The sequence below is a fragment of the Streptomyces anatolicus genome (assembly GCF_019400875.1).
Lineage (GTDB): Bacteria > Actinomycetota > Actinomycetes > Streptomycetales > Streptomycetaceae > Streptomyces > Streptomyces anatolicus.
This window is the reverse complement of record NZ_WMBF01000109.1, coordinates 1-16,767: the sequence shown is the minus strand read 5'-3', so window position 1 is coordinate 16,767 and position 16,767 is coordinate 1. Positions and strand designations below refer to the sequence as shown.

Annotated in this window: 10 protein-coding genes; 9 read left to right on the top strand and 1 reads right to left on the bottom strand. The window is 69.5% G+C overall.

Going from position 1 to position 16,767, the window contains the following annotated elements; all coding sequences use genetic code 11:
- A partial coding sequence (locus GKQ77_RS13055) for a GAF domain-containing protein (protein ID WP_258021254.1) occupies positions 1 to 1,620 on the bottom strand: 1,620 nt, incomplete at its 3' end.
- A gap of 272 nt (positions 1,621 to 1,892) precedes the next feature.
- On the opposite strand from GKQ77_RS13055, the gene GKQ77_RS13050 reads away from it, so the two are divergent.
- The 9 genes from GKQ77_RS13050 (at position 1,893) to GKQ77_RS13010 (ending at position 16,460) form a co-directional block, all read left to right on the top strand.
- The gene (locus GKQ77_RS13050) at positions 1,893 to 7,397 is read left to right on the top strand and encodes a HAMP domain-containing hybrid sensor histidine kinase/response regulator (protein WP_219688884.1); all 5,505 of its coding nucleotides are present in this window, start codon (positions 1,893 to 1,895) and stop codon (positions 7,395 to 7,397) included.
- A gap of 244 nt (positions 7,398 to 7,641) precedes the next feature.
- The gene (locus tag GKQ77_RS13045; protein WP_125515456.1) at positions 7,642 to 8,325 is read left to right on the top strand and encodes a response regulator; all 684 of its coding nucleotides are present in this window, start codon (positions 7,642 to 7,644) and stop codon (positions 8,323 to 8,325) included.
- A gap of 148 nt (positions 8,326 to 8,473) precedes the next feature.
- Positions 8,474 to 11,248 carry a DNA translocase FtsK gene (locus tag GKQ77_RS13040; protein WP_219688883.1) on the top strand — a complete coding sequence of 925 codons (2,775 nt, stop codon included), beginning with the start codon at positions 8,474 to 8,476 and terminating at the stop codon, positions 11,246 to 11,248.
- A 187-nt stretch (positions 11,249 to 11,435) separates the two neighbouring features.
- The gene (locus GKQ77_RS13035) at positions 11,436 to 12,353 is read left to right on the top strand and encodes a helix-turn-helix domain-containing protein (protein WP_219688886.1); all 918 of its coding nucleotides are present in this window, start codon (positions 11,436 to 11,438) and stop codon (positions 12,351 to 12,353) included.
- A gap of 180 nt (positions 12,354 to 12,533) precedes the next feature.
- On the top strand, positions 12,534 to 14,024 hold the full coding sequence (rimO, locus tag GKQ77_RS13030) for a 30S ribosomal protein S12 methylthiotransferase RimO (protein ID WP_219688882.1): 1,491 nt from the start codon (positions 12,534 to 12,536) through the stop codon (positions 14,022 to 14,024).
- Positions 14,021 to 14,722: a CDP-diacylglycerol--glycerol-3-phosphate 3-phosphatidyltransferase gene (pgsA, locus tag GKQ77_RS13025; protein WP_219688881.1), complete on the top strand. Its 702-nt coding sequence runs from the start codon at positions 14,021 to 14,023 to the stop codon at positions 14,720 to 14,722. The genes rimO and pgsA overlap by 4 nt, the downstream gene beginning before the upstream one ends.
- The gene (locus GKQ77_RS13020; protein WP_308117647.1) at positions 14,719 to 15,312 is read left to right on the top strand and encodes a CinA family protein; all 594 of its coding nucleotides are present in this window, start codon (positions 14,719 to 14,721) and stop codon (positions 15,310 to 15,312) included. Before pgsA ends, GKQ77_RS13020 begins: the two co-directional genes overlap by 4 nt.
- Positions 15,313 to 15,421: 109 nt before the next feature.
- Complete coding sequence (locus GKQ77_RS13015; protein WP_055529762.1) at positions 15,422 to 15,796, top strand: helix-turn-helix domain-containing protein; 375 nt, start codon at positions 15,422 to 15,424, stop codon at positions 15,794 to 15,796.
- A 193-nt stretch (positions 15,797 to 15,989) separates the two neighbouring features.
- Positions 15,990 to 16,460, top strand: coding sequence for a Dps family protein (locus GKQ77_RS13010; RefSeq protein WP_125518033.1), 471 nt, complete (start codon positions 15,990 to 15,992; stop codon positions 16,458 to 16,460).
- The last annotated feature ends 307 nt before the right edge of the window (positions 16,461 to 16,767 follow it).

Sequence of the window (16,767 nt, the reverse complement as noted above, 5' to 3'; positions counted from 1 at the left end):
GGGCGGGGGGATCTTGGAGAGGAGCGCCTTCAGGCCGTCGATGCGCTCCTCGTCCTCGTGCAGGACGTACGAGAGGTAGGGCTCGGCGGACTGGTCGGCGATGGTGTAGACGGCACACCAGGTGGCGAGCGTCGGGACCGTCATCTGGGCCATGAGCGCCAGTGTCTGGTCGCGGTCGAGGGTGCCCGCGAGGAGGTCGGAGGCCTCGACGAGGAACGAGAGCGAGCCGCGGCGGAGCCGCTCCAGCTCGCCGAGGCGCGCCGACTCCACGGCGAGAGCGATCCGGTCGGCGGCGAACTGGAGGCGCAGGGCCTCTTCGTTCGAGTACCGGTCGGGGGACTCCGCGGCGACGCCGAGGGAGCCGGTGAGGCGGCCCTCCACCTTGAGGGGCACGGTGACGACGGAGCGCATGCCCGTGCCGTTGAGGAGGGGGACGGCGCCGGGGACGACGGTCAGGTCCTCGTGGACGGCCGGCATGCGGGCCGAGCCGTAGCGCCCCGGGCCCGCCTCGACGGGGACGCGGGCGAAGCGCTGGCGGGCCGAGGGCAGGCCTGTGGAGGCGCGGACCTCCAGCTCCGTCTCGTCGTCGGTGGCCAGGAGGAGGAAGGCCGCGTCGCCGTCGAGCATGTCGCGGGCGCGCTCGACGGTGCGCTGGAGCAGGCCGTCGAGGTCGTCGGGGGCGGGGGAGCCGATGAAGACCTCGAAGGGGTCCGTGGCGTTCGGCTCGCTGAGCGTGGCCTGCTCGGGTGTCGCGCCGCGCAGCGGGGTCTGGAGCACGGCGCGCTCGTCGTCGCGTACGAGGAGGCAGACCGTGGAGGGCTCGCCGTCGGTGTCGCGGACGCGCAGGTGCGAGGCGTAGACGGGGATCACGCGGCCGTGGGCGCCTCGGATGCCGTAACTGCCCTCCCAGCGGGAGAGTTGGAGGGCCTCGGCGATGCCGGTGCTGGTGCCGGGGGTGTGCGGCCAGGCCGCGAGGTCGTTCAGGGGCTTGCCGGTGACGTGCTCGGCGGCGTACCCGAAGAGGTCCTCCGCGTCCTCGTTCCAGGCGGAGATGGCGCCCACGCGGTCGATCTGGATGACGGCGACGCGGACCCGGCCGTCGGCGATGGGAAGGAGTTCGGCGGGGAGCGAGGGGCCCGCGGTGCGGGTGCCCACCGGGCGGTGGGGGAGGTCGAGTTGGAACCACACCTGCTTGTTCGTGGGGGTGTAGTCGACGCCCCAGCGGGTGGCGAGCGCGGCGCAGAGCTGGAGGCCGCGGCCGCCTTCGCGGTCCGGGCTGCCCATGCTGAGGGCGGACTGCTGGAGCGGGATCTCGCGCTCCGGATAGCGGTCGGAGACCTCGATGCGTACGGCGTCGTCGCTGCGCAGACAGAGGACGTCGGCGGCCGTGCCGGCGTGCACCACGGCGTTGGTCACCAGCTCGCTGGTGAGGACGACGGCGTCGTCGACGATGTCCGTGAACCCCCACCCCTGGAGGGTGTCGCGCACGAAGGAGCGGGCCGTGGCGACGGAACGCCCGACGGGCTCGAAGGTCGCAGCCGCACGCGCGGTGATCACAGCACTCCTCGTATGAGTATCGACGGTGTCGACCGTATCGACGCCCAGTTCTCCCGAACTCATGGTGCGGCCGCCCCTCCGATGCCCGCTTGTTCGTGTACCACCGCCCTGGCCGGGCAGGACCGGGGTGGTTGGACAGCCGGATGCAAGGTTACTTACCTTCGCCGTCCATGCTGATGCCGGTCGTCAGTGTTTCCGCCCGGAGGGTGTGCGGACGGTGTGCGAAGCTGCCGAACTGTTATGGCCTGGTTCGGCCATGGTGAAACACTGGGCAAGCTTCATGGAGACAGCCTGAGCGGCCCAAGCAGTAGGTCAACCCTTGCGGGAGGGACACAGTGGAGTCTGGCGCAGCGACGCGGGGCACTGAGACGCGCGCGAAAGACGGACAGTCCCTGAACAAACAGCGCAAACCGCGCAATGGGGCGACTGCCTCCGTGGACGCGGCGGCCCTGAATCGGCTGCTCGCGGCGCTGGTGGCGATGCGGGACGGCAATTTCCGCAAGCGGCTCACCGTCTCCGGTGACGATGTCATGTCGCAGATCGCCGCCGTCTTCAACGAGGTCGCCGACCGGAATCTGCACCTGACGGGTGAGCTTTCGCGGGTGCGGCGCATGGTCGGCCGTGAGGGAAAACTCACGGAACGGCTGGAGAGCGGAGCCAGCGAGGGTTCGTGGGCCGCCGCGATCGAGGCGTCGAACGCCCTTGTCGATGATCTTGTACGTCCTGTCTCCGAGGTCGGCCGGGTCCTCTCCGCGGTGGCGGAGGGCGATCTTGAGCAGCGTATGGAGCTGCGGGCGCAGGGGGCGGACGGGAACGGCCATCCGCTGCGCGGGGAGTTCCTGAAGGTCGGGCGTACGGTCAACAACCTCGTCGACCAGCTCTCCACCTTCACCGACGAGGTCACGCGCGTGGCCAGCGAGGTCGGCACCGAGGGCAAGCTGGGCGGCCAGGCCAAGGTGCGGGGGATGTCCGGTTCGTGGAAGGACCTCACGGACTCGGTCAACACGATGGCGTACCGCCTGACCGCGCAGGTGCGGGACATCGCGCTGGTGACGACGGCCGTGGCGAAGGGTGACCTGTCCCGGAAGGTCACGGTTCACGTCGCGGGCGAGATGCTGGAGCTGAAGAACACCGTCAACACGATGGTGGACCAGCTCTCCTCGTTCTCCTCCGAGGTGACCCGTGTCGCCCGCGAGGTGGGCACGGAGGGCGAGCTGGGCGGTCAGGCCCAGGTGCCCGGTGTGGCGGGCGTGTGGAAGGACCTCACCGATTCGGTGAACCTCATGGCCGGCAATCTCACCGCCCAGGTGCGCGGGATCGCGCAGGTCACGACGGCGGTGGCGAACGGCGACCTGTCGCAGAAGGTCACGGTGAGCGCGCGCGGCGAGGTGGCCCAGCTCGCCGAGACGATCAACCAGATGACCGAGACGCTGCGTACGTTCGCGGACGAGGTCACGCGCGTGGCCAACGAGGTCGGCGCGGAGGGCCAGCTCGGCGGCCAGGCCAATGTGCCGGGCGCCGCGGGGACGTGGAAGGACCTCACCGACTCCGTCAACACGGTCTTCCGCAACCTCACCACTCAGGTGCGGGACATCGCGCAGGTGACGACGGCGGTGGCCAACGGCGATCTGTCGCAGAAGGTCACCGTCGATGTCGCGGGCGAGATGCTCGAGCTGAAGAACACCGTGAACACGATGGTGGACCAGCTCTCGGCCTTCGGTTCCGAGGTCACGCGCGTGGCGCGGGAGATCGGTGTCGAGGGTGAGCTGGGCGGTCAGGCGCAGGTGCAGGGCGCGGCCGGCACGTGGAAGGACCTCACCGACTCGGTGAACACCGCCTTCCGCAACCTCACCGGGCAGGTGCGCAACATCGCGCAGGTGACGACGGCGGTGGCCAACGGCGATCTGTCGCAGAAGGTCACCGTCGACGTGTCCGGCGAGATGCTTCAGTTGAAGAACACCGTCAACACGATGGTGGACCAGCTGTCGTCCTTCGCCGACCAGGTCACGCGGATGGCGCGGGACGTGGGCACCGAGGGCCGCCTCGGCGGTCAGGCGCGCGTGGACGGCGTGAGCGGCACCTGGAAGGACCTCACCGACTCCGTCAACTTCATGGCGGGGAACCTGACTTCGCAGGTACGTCAGATCGCGCAGGTCACCACGGCCGTGGCGCGCGGTGACCTGTCGCAGAAGATCGAGGTCGACGCGCGTGGCGAGATCCTGGAGCTGAAGAACACCATCAACACGATGGTCGACCAGCTCTCCGCCTTCGCCGACCAGGTGACCCGGGTGGCCCGTGAGGTGGGCACCGAGGGGCGTCTCGGCGGTCAGGCGCAGGTGCCCGGGGTGGCCGGTGTGTGGCGGGACCTGACGGACTCCGTGAACGGCATGGCGGGCAATCTCACCGCCCAGGTGCGCAACATCGCGCAGGTCGCGACGGCGGTGGCGCGCGGTGACCTGTCGCAGAAGATCGACGTGGACGCGCGCGGCGAGATCCTGGAGCTGAAGAACACCCTGAACACGATGGTCGACCAGCTGTCGGCCTTCGCGGAGCAGGTCACGCGGGTCTCCCGTGAGGTGGGCACCGACGGCATCCTCGGCGGCCAGGCCGAGGTCCAGGGCGTCTCGGGCACCTGGAAGGACCTCACGCAGTCCGTGAACGGCATGGCGAACAACCTCACCCTCCAGGTGCGCAACATCGCCGAGGTCACCACGGCCGTGGCGATGGGCGACCTCTCCAAGAAGATCACCGTCGACGCGAAGGGCGAGATCCTCGAACTCGTCACGACCGTCAACACCATGGTCGACCAGCTCTCCTCGTTCGCCGAGCAGGTCACGCGCGTGGCCCGCGAGGTGGGCACCGAGGGGCAGCTCGGCGGTCAGGCGCGGGTGCCGGGCGTCACCGGCATCTGGAAGGACCTGAGCGACAACGTCAACCTGATGGCCAACAACCTGACCAGCCAGGTGCGGAACATCTCCCAGGTCTCGGCGGCCGTCGCCAACGGAGACCTCACCAAGAAGGTTACGGTCGAGGCGCGCGGCGAGGTCGCGCAGCTCGCCGACACGGTCAACACCATGGTGACGACGCTGAGTTCGTTCGCCGACGAGGTCACGCGCGTGGCCCGTGAGGTGGGCACCGACGGCATCCTCGGCGGCCAGGCGCGCGTGCCGGGTGTCTCCGGTACGTGGAAGGACCTCACCGAGTCCGTGAACTCGATGGCGTCCAACCTGACCGGACAGGTCCGCAACATCGCGATGGTCACCACCGCGATCGCCAAGGGTGATCTCACCAAGAAGATCGACATCGACGCCCGGGGCGAGATCCTGGAGCTGAAGACCACCATCAACACCATGGTCGACCAGCTGTCGTCCTTCGCCGAGCAGGTGACCCGGGTCGCCCGCGAGGTGGGCACGGAGGGCCAGCTGGGCGGTCAGGCACGCGTGCGTGACGTCGACGGCACCTGGCGCGACCTGACCGAGTCCGTGAACGAGATGGCCGGAAACCTCACCCGCCAGGTGCGCGCGATCGCCAAGGTCGCCACCGCGGTGACCCGGGGCGACCTCAACCTCAAGATCGAGGTCGACGCGGCGGGCGAGATCCAGGTCCTCCAGGACAACATCAACACGATGATCGCGAACCTCCGCGACACCACCCTCGCCAACAAGGAACAGGACTGGCTCAAGGGCAACCTCGCCCGGATCTCCGGTCTGATGCAGGGCCGCCGCGACCTGGAGGACGTCGCCTCGCTGATCATGAGCGAGCTGACGCCGGTGGTCTCGGCGCAGCACGGCGCGTTCTTCCTGGCGATGCCCACGGACGACGCCCATGATCTCGGGGGTGATCCCGAGGACGCGTACGAACTGCGCATGCTCGGCAGCTACGGCTACTCCATGGGGTCCATGCCGACCTCCTTCCGGCCCGGCGAGACGCTGATCGGGACGGCGGCCAAGGAGCGGCGCACGATCCTCGTGGAGAACGCGCCCTCCGGCTACCTGCGGATCGCGTCCGGCCTCGGGGAGGCGCCGCCCGCGCAGGTCATCGTGCTTCCTGTGCTCTTCGAAGGGACCGTTCTCGGCGTGATCGAGCTGGCCGCGTTCCAGCCCTTCACCCAGATCCAGAAGGACTTCCTGAGCCAGATCGCCGAGATGATCGCGACGAGCGTCAACACCATCAGCGTCAATACGAAGACCGAGGTGCTGCTCAAGCAGTCGCAGGAGCTGACCGAGCAACTGCGCGAGCGGTCCGCCGAGTTGGAGAACCGGCAAAAGGCGCTCCAGGACTCCAACGCGGAGCTGGAGGAGAAGGCCGAGCTGCTGGCCCAGCAGAACCGCGACATCGAGGTCAAGAACACCGAGATCGAGGAGGCGAGGCAGGTCCTGGAGGAGCGCGCCGAGCAGCTCGCGGTCTCGATGCGCTACAAGTCCGAGTTCCTGGCGAACATGTCGCACGAGCTGCGCACACCGCTCAACTCCCTGCTGATCCTCGCCAAGTTGCTCGCCGACAACGCCGACTCCAACCTCACCCCCAAGCAGGTGGAGTTCGCCGAGACGATCCACGGCGCGGGCTCGGACCTGCTCCAGCTCATCAACGACATCCTCGACCTGTCGAAGGTCGAGGCGGGCAAGATGGACGTCTCCCCGACGCGCATCGCCCTCGTCCAACTCGTCGACTACGTAGAGGCCACGTTCCGCCCGCTGACCGCGGAGAAGGGGCTCGACTTCTCCGTACGCGTCTCCCCGGAACTGCCCGCAACGCTGCACACGGACGAGCAGCGACTGCTCCAGGTGCTGCGCAACCTCCTGTCCAACGCGGTGAAGTTCACCGACTCCGGAGCGGTCGAGCTGGTGATCCGGCACGCCACCAACGACGTGCCCAACGCCATCCGTGAGCAGCTCCTGGAGGCCGGCTCGCTGCGGGACCCGGGCGCCGACGTGATCGCCTTCTCGGTGGCGGACACCGGCATCGGCATCGCGGCCAGCAAGATGCGGGTCATCTTCGAGGCCTTCAAGCAGGCCGACGGCACGACGAGCCGGAAGTACGGCGGCACGGGCCTCGGCCTGTCGATCAGCAGGGAGATCGCGCGGCTGCTGGGCGGCGAGATCTACGCACAGAGCGAACCGGGCCGCGGCTCGACCTTCACGCTCTATTTGCCCCTGCACCCGAGCGAACTGCCTCCCCAGGGTTACGCGCAGCTCGCCCCCGTGCCCGGCACGGCGGAACTGCCCGCTCCGGAGGGCGCCGCGAGGGCGGCCGAGGCCCCGGAGGATGCCGACGGCTCCGCGGCGCGGCAGGACGCCCCCTCGGGGCCCGCGGCGCTCTTCCGGCGCCGCCGCCGCTCGGCGCCGGAGCAGCAGCCGCCCGCGCTGCCGGGGCAGCCGGTGGGCGGGAACGTGGATCAGCGGCCGCAGGAGCAGTGGCCCGCCGCGGGGCAGGAGGCGGCGCCCGCGCGGTCCGGCGTCCACTTCGAGGGGGAGAAGGTCCTCATCGTCGACGACGACATCCGTAACGTCTTCGCGCTCACCAGCGTCCTGGAGCAGCACGGCCTTTCGGTGCTCTACGCGGAGAACGGCCGCGAGGGCATCGAAGTCCTGGAGCAGCACGACGACGTGACGGTCGTTCTGATGGACATCATGATGCCGGAGATGGACGGGTACGCGACGACGACGGCGATCCGCAGGATGCCGCAGTTCGCCGGGCTCCCGATCATCGCGCTCACGGCGAAGGCGATGAAGGGCGACAGGGAGAAGGCGATCGACTCCGGAGCTTCCGACTACGTGACGAAGCCGGTCGATCCGGATCACCTGTTGTCGGTGATGGAGCAGTGGATGCGCGGTCAATGACCGAGAACCTGCATCGTCACACGGAGTTGCTGACACAGTGTGGCCGAGGTCGTGTAGAACGACGGTATTCGGGGAACCTTCTGGTCTCCCACCGCGTTTCTGCTACGTGCACAGTGACATCGCGGTGACAGGGTGTGGCGATAGGCGGGGTGCGGCTACGATGACCGGCACAAGGACGGGCGGCGCAAGGGAGTCGTCCTCTGGGGCGGCGCCCGGTGTACCGCCGGGGCGAGGAGGGCGGGCCATGGTGCAGAAGGCCAAGATCCTCCTGGTCGATGACCGGCCGGAGAATCTGCTGGCGCTGGAGGCCATCCTCTCTGCGCTCGATCAGACACTGGTGCGGGCATCTTCCGGGGAGGAAGCGCTCAAAGCGCTACTCACGGACGACTTCGCGGTCATTCTGCTGGATGTCCAGATGCCAGGAATGGACGGTTTCGAAACCGCCGCGCACATCAAGCGGCGGGAGCGGACCCGGGACATCCCGATCATCTTCCTCACCGCCATCAACCACGGCCCGCACCACACCTTCCGGGGTTACGCGGCGGGCGCGGTGGACTACATCTCCAAGCCGTTCGACCCGTGGGTGCTGCGCGCGAAGGTCTCTGTCTTCGTCGAGCTGTACATGAAGAACTGCCAACTGCGGGAGCAGGCGGCCCTGCTGCGTCTTCAGCTCGAAGGCGGCGGCAAGGCCGAGCAGGGCGGCGCGAAGGAGCCCGCGGGTCTTCTCGCCGAGCTGTCCGCCCGGCTCGCGGCCGTCGAGGAACAGGCCGAAGCGCTCTCCAAGCAGCTGGACGACGAGTCGGCCGACGCCGCCGCGGTGGCCACCGCCGCCCATCTCGAACGCAAACTCACCGGCCTGCGGCGGGCTCTTGACGCCCTGGAGCCGGGCACCGGCAGCGGCGCCCCCTCGGTCCCCTCGCAGAACTGACGCGGCAGCTCGCCCGGCACTGACGCGGCAGCGCACCAGGCGGCCCCGGTGAGCCCTCGTCAGTTCACCGCCCCCGCAAGGGCGACACGAACGGGTGAAGCAGTGGGCACACGTGTCCGCAGTGGTCGACAACGGTAACCTCACACCCATGGCCTCACGTCAGCCCGCAGCCAAGAAGACGCCCGCGAAGAAGGCGGCCGCGCCGACGAAGGCTTTGGTGAAGAAGGCCGCCGCCAGACCGCCAGCGAAGAAGACCGCCGCGAAGAAGGCGCCCGCGAGGAAGCCACCGGCCAAGAAGGCCGTGGTGAACAAGCCCGCGCCCCGGCCGGCCCCCAGCCCCACCGGAGGCGTGTACCGCCTGGTGCGGGCCGTCTGGCTCGGCCTCGCGCACGCGGTCGGCGCCATGTTCCGCGGCATAGGGCGCGGCGCGAAAGGCCTCGACCCCGCGCACCGCAAGGACGGCCTCGCGCTGCTGCTGCTCGGCGTCGCCCTGATCGTCGCGGCGGGCACCTGGTCGAATCTGCGGGGCCCGGTCGGCGATCTCGTCGAGATCCTGGTGACCGGGGCGTTCGGCCGCCTCGATCTGCTCGTTCCGCTGCTGCTCGGCGCCATCGCCGTACGCCTCATCCGCCATCCGGAGCAGCCCGAGGCGAACGGCCGCATCGTCATCGGCCTGTCCGCCCTGGTGATCGGGATCCTCGGGCAGGTCCATGTTGCGTGCGGCTCACCCGCCCGCGGCGACGGCATGCAGGCGATAAGGGACGCCGGGGGGCTGATCGGCTGGGGGGCGGCGACACCGCTGATCTTCACCGTGGGCGAGATCCTGGCTGTGCCGCTCCTGGTGCTGCTCACCGTCTTCGGGCTGCTCGTCGTCACGGCGACGCCCGTGAACGCCATTCCGCAGCGGCTGCGGCTGCTCGGCATCAGGCTCGGCGTGATCCAGGCGGACCCCGCGGCCGAGGAGTTCGCCGACGAGTTCGACGACGACGAGCGCTACGACGACCAGTGGCGCGAGGCGCTGCCCGCGCGCGGCGCGCGCCGGCGCACCGCCGACCCCGACGCGTACGCCCCCGACCACGCGGAGGAGGCGGCGCTCACCCGGCGCCGCAGGCCGCGCAGGACGCCCGTACAGCCGGACATGGGCCGCCCGCTCGACGCCGTGGACGTGGCGGCCGCCGCCGCCGCGGACCTGGACGGAGCCGTCCTGCACGGCATGCCGCCCTCCCCGCTGGTCGCCGACCTGACGCAGGGCGTCTCGGGGGAGCGCGAGGAGCGCGAACGTACGGCCCCTGTACCGCCCGCGCGCGCCACGGACGCCCCCGTGCCCGGCAGGCTCAAGAAGAAGCCCGAGGCGCCCGCGGGGGGCGTCGTGCCGGACCTCACCAAGTCCGCGCCCGAGGCCCCCCGCGAGCTGCCGCCGCGCGCCGAGCAGCTTCAGCTCGCCGGTGACATCACGTACGCGCTGCCCTCGCTCGACCTGCTGGAGCGCGGCGGGCCCGGCAAGACGCGCAGCGCCGCCAACGACGCGGTCGTGGCCTCGCTGACGAACGTGTTCACGGAGTTCAAGGTCGACGCGGTCGTCACCGGCTTCACGCGCGGCCCGACGGTCACGCGCTACGAGATCGAGCTGGGCCCCGCCGTGAAGGTCGAGAAGATCACGGCGCTGGCCAAGAACATCGCGTACGCGGTCGCCTCACCGGACGTACGGATCATCTCGCCGATCCCCGGCAAGTCCGCGGTCGGCATCGAGATCCCCAACACCGACCGCGAGATGGTCAACGTGGGCGACGTGCTGCGGCTGGCGGACGCGGCGGAGGACGACCATCCGATGCTGGTCGCGCTCGGCAAGGACGTCGAGGGCGGCTACGTCATGGCCAACATGGCGAAGATGCCGCACATCCTGGTGGCCGGAGCCACCGGGTCCGGCAAGTCGTCCTGCATCAACTGCCTGATCACCTCGATCATGATAAGAGCGACGCCCGAGGACGTCCGGATGGTCCTCGTGGACCCCAAGCGCGTCGAGCTGACCGCCTACGAGGGCATCCCGCACCTGATCACGCCGATCATCACCAACCCCAAGAAGGCCGCCGAGGCGCTTCAGTGGGTCGTACGCGAGATGGATCTGCGCTACGACGACCTGGCGGCGTTCGGCTACCGCCACATCGACGACTTCAACCAGGCCGTCCGCGAGGGCAAGCTCAAGACGCCCGAGGGCAGTGAGCGGGAGCTGCAGGCCTATCCGTATCTGCTGGTGATCGTCGACGAGCTTGCCGACCTGATGATGGTCGCGCCGCGCGATGTCGAGGACTCGATCGTGCGCATCACGCAGCTCGCGCGCGCGGCCGGCATCCACCTGGTGCTCGCCACGCAGCGGCCCTCCGTGGACGTCGTGACCGGGCTGATCAAGGCGAACGTCCCCTCGCGGCTCGCCTTCGCGACCTCCTCGCTCGCCGACAGCCGGGTCATCCTCGACCAGCCGGGCGCGGAGAAGCTCATCGGAAAGGGTGACGGCCTCTTCCTGCCGATGGGGGCGAACAAGCCCACCCGAATGCAGGGCGCGTTCGTCACCGAGGACGAGATCCACGCGGTCGTCCAGCACTGCAAGGACCAGATGGCGCCCGTCTTCCGCGACGACGTCACCGTCGGCACTCAGCAGAAGAAGGAGATCGACGAGGACATCGGCGACGACCTCGATCTGCTCTGCCAAGCCGCTGAGCTGGTCGTTTCCACCCAGTTCGGCTCCACGTCGATGCTCCAGCGCAAGCTGCGCGTCGGCTTCGCCAAGGCCGGACGGCTGATGGACCTCATGGAGTCGCGCTCCATCGTGGGCCCGAGCGAGGGCTCCAAGGCACGTGACGTTCTTGTGAAACCCGACGAGCTGGAGGGCGTGCTCGCCGTGATCCGCGGGGAGGCTCACCCGTAAGGAATCGGGAGGCAACCGTTTCCCATCGGCATACGTCAAGTTGAAAGAGGGGACAGAAGAATGTCCCCCGCACGTTGTCCGGCCATTCTGATGGCGTACAAAGTCCGTCTGTCCGGTTGCCCCACCCTTTCCACGCCCCCGTAAACTGAACCTCCGGCAGGTGGCTACACGCTCGAAAGGCGCCCTCGTGTCCATCGGCAACTCCCCTGAAGACGACCGACCTTCGGACGACCGCCTCGACCGACTCGCCGACCCGGCAGCCGAAAGCCCGGCAGCCGGAGCCCCGGCGGACGCAGCCCCGGCAGGCGACCGCCAGGCCGACGACCGGCCCTCGATCGGGCACGTCCTGCGGCAGGCCCGTGTCGACGCCGGCCTGACCGTCGACGAAATCAGCACGTCCACCCGGGTGCGCATCCCCATCGTGCACGCGATCGAGCAGGACGACTTCTCGCGGTGCGGCGGCGATGTGTACGCCCGCGGCCACATCAGGACGCTGGCGCGCGCCGTCGGGACCGATCCCGCCCCGCTGCTCGCGCGGTACGACGAGGGCCACGGCGGCCGCCCGCCCGCGCCCACGCCGGCGGCGCCCCTCTTCGAGGCCGAGCGCATCCGCTCCGACCGGAGCCGGCCGAACTGGACCGCCGCCATGGTTGCCGCGATCGTCGCGGTGATCGGCTTCGTCGGCTTCACCGCGTTCAACGGCGGCGACGAGAGCGACGGGTCGAAGTCGGTCGCCGAGGGCTCCACGCCCGCCTCCACCAAGCCCGCGGAGAAGCCGAAGCCCAACAGGCCCGCCGACCCCAAGCCCGACCCGTCGGACAGCGCCATCGCGGGCGTGCCGCGCGACAAGGTCACGGTCAAGGTCGACGCCGCGGACGGCCGCAGCTGGATCTCCGCCAAGGACCACAGCGGCCGCACCCTCTTCGACGGCGTGCTGGAGCAGGGCCAGGCCAAGACGTTCCAGGACAAGCAGAAGATCGAACTCGTCCTCGGCGACGCGGGCGCGATCAACCTGTTCGTGAACGGCAAGCCGGTCGAGAACGAATTCGAGCCCGGCCAGGTGGAGCGCCTCACGTACACGAAGGGTGACCCGGAGGTCGGCTGACCGGTCCCGGCCGGCTCCTTCCGGTCCTCTTCGGGCCGCTGACCGGTCCTCTTCAGGCCGCTGACCAGCGAAGCGGCACGGATCGCGGTGACGTCCGGGTGACGCGCCGGGGTCCGTGGGCCGACCGCCGGGTAACCCTGGCGGCGGGGGCCGGGGCGAGGACGAAGTAGTCTTGAGACCATGCCCGAACGCCGCACCGTCGCCCTTGTCACTCTTGGCTGCGCCCGTAACGAGGTGGACTCGGAGGAGCTCGCAGGCCGCTTGGAGGCGGATGGCTGGCAGCTCGTCGAGGACGCCGAGGACGCGGACGTCGCCGTCGTCAACACCTGCGGCTTCGTCGAAGCCGCCAAGAAGGACTCCGTCGACGCCCTGCTCGAAGCCAATGACCTGAAGGGCCACGGCAAGACCCAGGCCGTCGTCGCGGTCGGCTGCATGGCCGAGCGGTACGGCAAGGAACTCGCCGAGGCGCTGCCCGAGGCCGACGGCGTGCTCGGGTTCGACGACTACTCCGACATCTCCAGCCGGCTCCAGACCATCCTGAGCGGCGGCAGCGTCGAGGCGCACACCCCGCGTGACCGGCGCAAGCTCCTGCCGATCAGCCCCGCGGAGCGGCAGGGCGCCGGGGCCGGGGTCGCCCTGCCCGGGCACGCGCCCGTGGAGCCCCAGGAGGCCCCCGAGGACCTGCCCGACGGTCTCGCGCCCGCCTCGGGGCCGCGTGCCCCGCTCCGCCGCCGCCTCGGCAGCAACCCCGTCGCCTCCGTGAAGCTGGCCTCCGGCTGCGACCGGCGCTGCACGTTCTGCGCCATTCCGTCCTTCCGCGGCTCCTTCATCTCGCGCCGTCCCTCCGACGTGCTCGGTGAGACCCGCTGGCTCGCCGAGCAGGGCGTCAAGGAGGTCATGCTCGTATCCGAGAACAACACCTCCTACGGCAAGGACCTCGGCGACATCCGGCTCCTGGAGACGCTCCTTCCCGAGCTGGCCGCCGTCGACGGCATCGAGCGGGTACGGGTCAGCTATCTGCAGCCCGCCGAGATGCGGCCCGGCCTCATCGACGTACTCACGTCGACGGAGAAGGTCGCCCCCTACTTCGACCTGTCCTTCCAGCACTCCGCGCCCGGCGTGCTGCGCGCGATGCGGCGCTTCGGCGACACCGACCGCTTCCTGGAGCTGCTCGAGACCATTCGGGCCAAGGCGCCGAAGGCCGGTGTCCGGTCCAACTTCATCGTCGGCTTCCCCGGCGAGACCGAGGGTGACCTCGCGGAGCTGGAGCGGTTCCTGACCGGCGCGCGCCTGGACGCCATCGGCGTGTTCGGATACTCCGACGAGGAGGGCACCGAAGCGGCGACATACGACCAGAAGCTGCCTCAGGACACCGTCGACGAGCGGCTCGCGCACATCGCCCGGCTCGCCGAGGACCTGACTTCGCAGCGTGCGGAGGAACGGCTCGGGGAGACCGTCGAGGTCCTTGTGGAGTCCCTCGACGAGGAAGAGGGTCCGCTCGGCCGGGCCGCGCACCAGGCCCCGGAGACCGACGGCCAGATCCGTCTGACGGGTGCCGAGGGCGCCACGGGTGGGGAAGGCCTGCGAGTCGGCCGTATGGTCGTGGCAAAGGTCGTCGGCACGGAGGGCGTGGACTTGGTGGCTGAGTGTCTCGAGGAGGCCGGCAGATGACCGGAGTCCCGGCATCCGCGTCAGGCGGTTCCGGCACGCACGGCGCCCCGGGCGCCAAGCCGGTGCGTGGCGGGAAGCTGGGTGCTGCGGCCGTCAATCAGGCCAGCCTGTGGAACGTCGCCAACCTGCTCACCATGATCCGGCTGCTGCTCGTGCCGGGCTTCGTGATGCTGCTGCTCGGCAACGGCGGGTACGACCCGGCCTGGCGGTCGTTCGCCTGGGCGGCCTTCGCCGTCGCCATGATCACTGACCTCTTCGACGGGCACCTGGCACGCACATACAACCTGGTCACGGACTTCGGGAAGATCGCCGACCCCATCGCCGACAAGGCGATCATGGGTGCGGCGCTGATCTGTCTCTCGTGGCTCGGCGACTTGCCCTGGTGGGTGACCGGTGTGATTCTCGGGCGTGAGCTGGGCATCACGCTGCTGCGGTTCTGGGTGATCCGCTATGGCGTCATTCCGGCCAGTCGCGGCGGCAAGATGAAGACGCTCGCGCAGGGCACGGCGGTCGGCATGTACGTTCTCGCCCTGACGGGGCCGCTCGCGACGCTGCGGTTCTGGATGATGGCGGTCGCCGTCGTGCTGACGGTGGTGACCGGCCTCGACTATGTGAAGCAGGCCATTGTGCTGCGCAGGCAGGGCAGGGCCGAGGAACGTGAGGCGGCGTCGGAGTCCGCCCGGGAGGCCGCGAAGTGACATCCCCCGCACTGTCGGCCGTCGCGGTGTCGGCGAGCAGGCTGCTGCGGCTGCTCGCCGCACGCGGCGAGACGCTCGCCGTCGCCGAGTCGCTGACGGGGGGCCTGGTGGCCGCGGAGATCACGGCGGCGCCCGGGGCCTCTGTGGTCTTCCGCGGATCCGTGACGGCGTACGCCACGGACCTGAAGCGGGACGTGCTCGGCGTCGACGGCTCCCTGCTGGAGGAGCGCGGGGCGGTCGATGCCGAGGTGGCGCGGCAGATGGCGGTGGGCGTGCGCAAGGCGCTCGGCGCCGACTGGGGGATCGCGACCACCGGTGTCGCGGGACCCGGCTCCCAGGACGGCAAGCCCGTCGGGACCGTCTTCGTGGCGGTCGCGGGGCCCGGTCTTGACCACATGCGCGGTTACGCCGATGGCGGAGCCGAGGAGAAAGCCGAGGGGAAAGTCGCCGCTCTGCGGTTGAACGGAGACCGCTCGGAAATTCGTATGGAGAGTGTACGGAGCGTGCTGACGTTGCTGCTCAAGCAGCTGTCGGGCGAACCTGCCGGGAACGGGCGGGCACAGGATACGGAACAGAACGGGGGGAATTGATGTTTGCAGCCCTGAGTGAACACGACATCGCTCCCCGCACGGCCGCCGCGCAAGGCGGTACGGTGGGGCGTGAAGGATGCGGCTACGCGGTCCGAGGAGGGAGCCACCGATGATTCTGCTCCGTCGCCTGCTGGGTGACGTGCTGCGTCGGCAGCGCCAGCGCCAGGGCCGTACTCTGCGCGAAGTCTCCTCGTCCGCCCGAGTCTCGCTCGGCTATCTCTCCGAGGTGGAGCGGGGGCAGAAGGAGGCTTCCTCCGAGCTGCTTTCCGCGATCTGCGACGCGCTTGACGTACGGATGTCCGAGCTGATGCGTGAAGTGAGCGATGAGCTGTCGCTCGCCGAGCTGGCTGAGTCTGCAGCAGTCACGGAACCGGTGCGTGCGCCGGTTCGCCCGATGCTCAATTCCGTCTCCGTGGCCGGTGTGCCACCGGAACGGGTGACGATCAAGGCTCCGGCCGAGGCGGTGGATGTCGTCGCGGCGTAGGGCCGGCTGAGTGTGTGCGTGTGAAGGTCCCGACCGGGTAGTGGGTCGGGACCTTTTGCTTGTCCGGAAGGGGCGGACGTCCTGTGTAGAAGCTCCGGATGGGGATAGAAGTCCTCTTAATCGGCCATATTGGCGTACTTATGCCATGGTTGATGAGGGTTTCCCTCGTTCGTCTATGAGTTGGAGGAGACAGATGTACGTCGCCAAGAGCCCGCTGTCCGACGCGGATCAGAAGACGGTCTCGGAGGCGCTGCAGGGCGCGCTGGTGGACCTGGTCGACCTGTCGCTGGTGGCCAAGCAGGTCCACTGGAACGTGATCGGGCCGCGCTTCCGCTCCGTACATCTGCAGCTCGACGAGGTCGTGGACACCGCGCGGCAGCACTCCGACACGGTGGCGGAGCGTGCCTCGACGCTCGGTGTCTCGCCCGACGGGCGTGCGGCGACCGTGGCGCAGAGCACCGGTATCGGCAAGGTCTCCGAGGGCTGGATCAAGGACTCGGACGCGATCGGCGTGCTGGTGGACGCGCTCGGCGCGGTGATCACGCGCTTCCGTGAGCGGATCGACGCGACCGGTGAGGCCGACCCGGTCAGCCAGGACATCTTCATCGGGATCACGGCCGACCTCGAGAAGCATCACTGGATGTTCCAGGCGGAGAACGGCTGACAGCCAGCACTGTGGGGGGAGGGCGCTTCCGGTGGTCGTAGGCGCCGTACGCGCGCCGTGACGCCGCTCGGCGCCTCCGATACCGGTGGTGCGCCCTCCCGTGGGGTGAACCTGGGCGTTTAGCGTCGATCTCGCGTCGGCGGGAGGTGACAGCCGTGATAGCCGGGACTGCCGGGACGGCCGTAAGCGGGATATCCGTGGTGCGGCGGGTGGTGCGGTGGGTGCCTGCCGTCGCGATCGGCGCTCTGTGGTGGTGGGGCGTGCTGAGGCTCGCCTTCGCGCCCGACGCGGGGGCTCTGGAAGGGGC